The sequence below is a fragment of the Wolbachia endosymbiont of Madathamugadia hiepei genome, from assembly GCF_013366855.1.
GTDB lineage: Bacteria > Pseudomonadota > Alphaproteobacteria > Rickettsiales > Anaplasmataceae > Wolbachia.
The window spans coordinates 1-2,991 of the sequence record NZ_WQMP01000126.1 but is presented as its reverse complement, the minus strand read 5'-3'; the positions used below and the strand labels follow the sequence as shown (position 1 = coordinate 2,991).

At 37.0% G+C, this 2,991-nt stretch carries 4 protein-coding genes and 2 pseudogenes; 4 read left to right on the top strand and 2 right to left on the bottom strand.

The window, feature by feature from the left end:
• A pseudogene (locus GO685_RS04465) lies at nt 1-155 on the top strand (IS982 family transposase); the annotation flags it as partial.
• A gap of 16 nt (nt 156-171) precedes the next feature.
• Nucleotides 172-519, top strand: a pseudogene (gene terL / locus GO685_RS04460) (phage terminase large subunit); the annotation flags it as partial.
• A 71-nt stretch (nt 520-590) separates the two neighbouring features.
• Here the strand turns inward: terL and GO685_RS04455 are convergent.
• Together GO685_RS04455 and era are read right to left on the bottom strand one after the other, a co-directional pair.
• The gene (locus GO685_RS04455; RefSeq protein ID WP_175937749.1) at nt 591-1,409 is read right to left on the bottom strand and encodes a 3'-5' exonuclease; all 819 of its coding nucleotides are present in this window, start codon (nt 1,407-1,409) and stop codon (nt 591-593) included.
• On the bottom strand, nt 1,402-2,286 hold the full coding sequence (era, locus tag GO685_RS04450) for a GTPase Era (RefSeq protein ID WP_175937748.1): 885 nt from the start codon (nt 2,284-2,286) through the stop codon (nt 1,402-1,404). The genes GO685_RS04455 and era overlap by 8 nt, the downstream gene beginning before the upstream one ends.
• Nucleotides 2,287-2,392: 106 nt before the next feature.
• Between era and GO685_RS05760 the strand changes: the two genes are divergently transcribed.
• Together GO685_RS05760 and GO685_RS04445 are read left to right on the top strand one after the other, a co-directional pair.
• Nucleotides 2,393-2,524: a hypothetical protein gene (locus GO685_RS05760; RefSeq protein WP_281356224.1), complete on the top strand. Its 132-nt coding sequence runs from the start codon at nt 2,393-2,395 to the stop codon at nt 2,522-2,524.
• Nucleotides 2,525-2,701: 177 nt separating this feature from the next.
• A complete protein-coding gene (locus GO685_RS04445) occupies nt 2,702-2,923 on the top strand; it encodes a hypothetical protein (RefSeq protein ID WP_175937747.1) in 222 nt (73 codons plus the stop codon).
• Nucleotides 2,924-2,991 lie beyond the last annotated feature (68 nt).

Here is a 2,991-nt window from a genome sequence, read left to right as displayed (position 1 = left end):
AAACGGTTTTTGGTTACCTGAAAAACAGATTAGAAATTGAACATACTCGCCATAGATCTCCTATTAACTTTTTAGTTCACATCTTTTTTACGCTTATTTCATATTCTTTACAACGCAAAAAACCTTCCATTTCCAGCTCTTTCTTTATCAGCTAATCCATAGTTAGCGTTTAAAGAGCAAGTTCTGTCACTAGCTGCAAGATGGACACCACACGCAGTTTTAATTGAAGCAAAAACAAGCGGTCAGCAATTGGTGCAAGAGCTAAAAGCAAGCAGTGATTTACCCATTATTGAAATATTACCACATGATGACAAACTCTCTCGATTCCACCAGATTGTTCCCATTATAGAGTCTGGAAAAGTTTTTCTGCCACACCAAGCAGTATGGCTCAATGATTTTGAGTATGAAATTTTAATGTTCCCAGAAGCACATCACAATGACCAAGTTGACAGCACCGTGCAATATCTGCAATGGATGAGAGAAAGTACCTCTCGTGTTGCAGCTATACGAACATTGTGATTTAAGCCTGCCAGGAGGATGTCATCTGAGTAGCTCCTTCGGTGTCATTCCAATGCTTGACACCTCCAGATTCAAATATAAAACCTTCCGCCACAAGTTACTTCCCATTCTTCTTTAAAATTTCTCAGATGTGCTTTTTTTTCGCATTCTAAAAGTAGCTCTTCCACACTTTTGTTGTAGCTTTCAGTAGTGATTCTTCCTTGATGGTACACAAATCTCAAGTAAATCAAATAAGTGTTAATTACGTCTGTTTCACAGTATTCTCGAATCTCTTGCATCTTGCCGCTATCGTGTAAACCCATAACTTGTGACCCATCAACCCCAACTTTACCAGGAAGATTAAGCGCTGCACAAACTTCGTTCATTTTTACTCTCGCGGAAGCTCCAAAATCAGAAAGGGATTCAAGTAAATCGCAATGCCAATCACTACTGTATCTTTGATTATAGCTATTCCACTTATCACCAGCTTTATGAAAATATTCTGCTTGAATGCCATGAACCATAGCACGGTATTTCAACACTGGTATATCAAAAGTGCGCCCATTAAATGAGACTAACCTTGGTCTTTTTTCTGACATATAATTGAAAAATCCCTTCACTAGCTCTTTTTCACTAGAATTTAGTGTACCGCCAGACCTAATTTCCTGCAGTGTGAACACCTCATAACCATTTTTGCAGCTTATATTACAGAGTAAAAAACTGATAACTACAATTTGGTGGAAAGGTTGACGAAGAAAAGGGTTTTGTCCGTTTGTTATCTCGAGGTGATATTTTGTTAACGCGTCTCTTTTCTCTTCTACACTGCTATCATCACAAATATCGAGTAAATTTTTGCAGGAGTTTATATCTGGTATAGTCTCAATATCAAATACCAATAAAGAATTAAGCATCGCTTATATACTCCTCAGGACGGTCAGTCCAATGCCGCATTTTCACGAATAAAAACAGGTGAACTTTACACTCGAATAACTTCTCCAGCTCAACACGTGCCTCGATGCCAATTTTTTTAATATTACTGCCATCTTTTCCTAGTACTATTTTCTTATGACTATCCCTCAGCACAAATATGACCTGTTTTATGATTAAACTCTTATCTTTTTTCTCCTGAATTTGTTCAGTTATGACAGCTATAGAATATGGCAATTCTTCACGCAAATTCAAGAATAATTTTTCCCTCGTAATTTCCGCTGATAAAAAACTCGTCGAGGAATCGGTTATTTGGTCTTCTCTATAAAACCAAGGACTAACTGGCGCAACTTCAGATAAATAACTTATCAAATCAGAAAGTCCATCACTCTTTAATGCGGATATTGTAAAAATTCTTTCAACCCTATAAAGCAAATTCAGATGTTCATACGCCATCTTTAGCTCAGATTTTTTTACCAGATCAATCTTATTGATAACCAAAATACATCTGCCTTTTGTGCGTTGCAGCCGCGCAAAGATAGTTTTGATTCTCTCTATATTTTTTAAATAATTGCTCGCATCAACCAGCAACAAAGTGATGTCATCACCCCTGATTGCTGACCATGCAGATTTGACTAGAGTTTTCTCAAGTTTCGTTTCTGCCGAAAATATCCCCGGAGAGTCAGTAAAAATAATTTGTGTGTCATCGTGTATTGCAATACCCCTTATTTGCGTCCTCGTTGTTTGCACTTTGGGAGTAACAATTGCAATCTTCTTACCTACAATGCTGTTAATCAGCTTAGACTTCCCAGCATTTGGTAAACCAGCTATAGTGACAAATAAGCATTTTTGTTCTTTCACGAAGGGGATTGTAAAGAAAACTGGATTCTAGTGTCAAGCTACTTAAATGACATCGACCACATCATTAGATCTCTTGCATAACCTGCTTTTGAAATTTCTTACCATAATGCCACAACTGTACGAACATTGTGATTTGAGCCTACCACTATGGAAAGGCTGGATCCTAGTGTCGGAGCACTGGGATGACACCGTCTGTTACGCAAATTACCTGCTGATTGCAATGTTCGTACAGCTGTGACCATAATGCAAGAAATCTATCACAATTAAGATAAGCTTTATTTTCATTTTTACGCAAAATCGAAAATAAGAGGTTTTTTATTTTCACCCACGAAAATAAGATAAAGCCTTATTTTCATTTTTTACTTTTTTGAAAATAATATATACTATAAAAATATGGTGTGTTGGAGTTGAATGAATGGATATTAAAGAATCACCATCAGGTAAGGTCATTAATACACTTGCTGGTTATCAGGCATTTATACCTAATCCCTTGCCACCAAAATTTGAATGGGACAATGATTCAGTCAATAATCTCTCTAGAGCAGATCACATTTTGGGTATGTTATCCAGAGAAGGAGCTAAATCGTCTAATCCTCATCTTCTCATGCGACCCTTTATAACGCTAACTATGGATTAGCCGATAAAGAAAGAGCTGGAAATAGAGGGCTTTTTGGGTTGCATGGAATATGAAATAAGCGTAGAAAA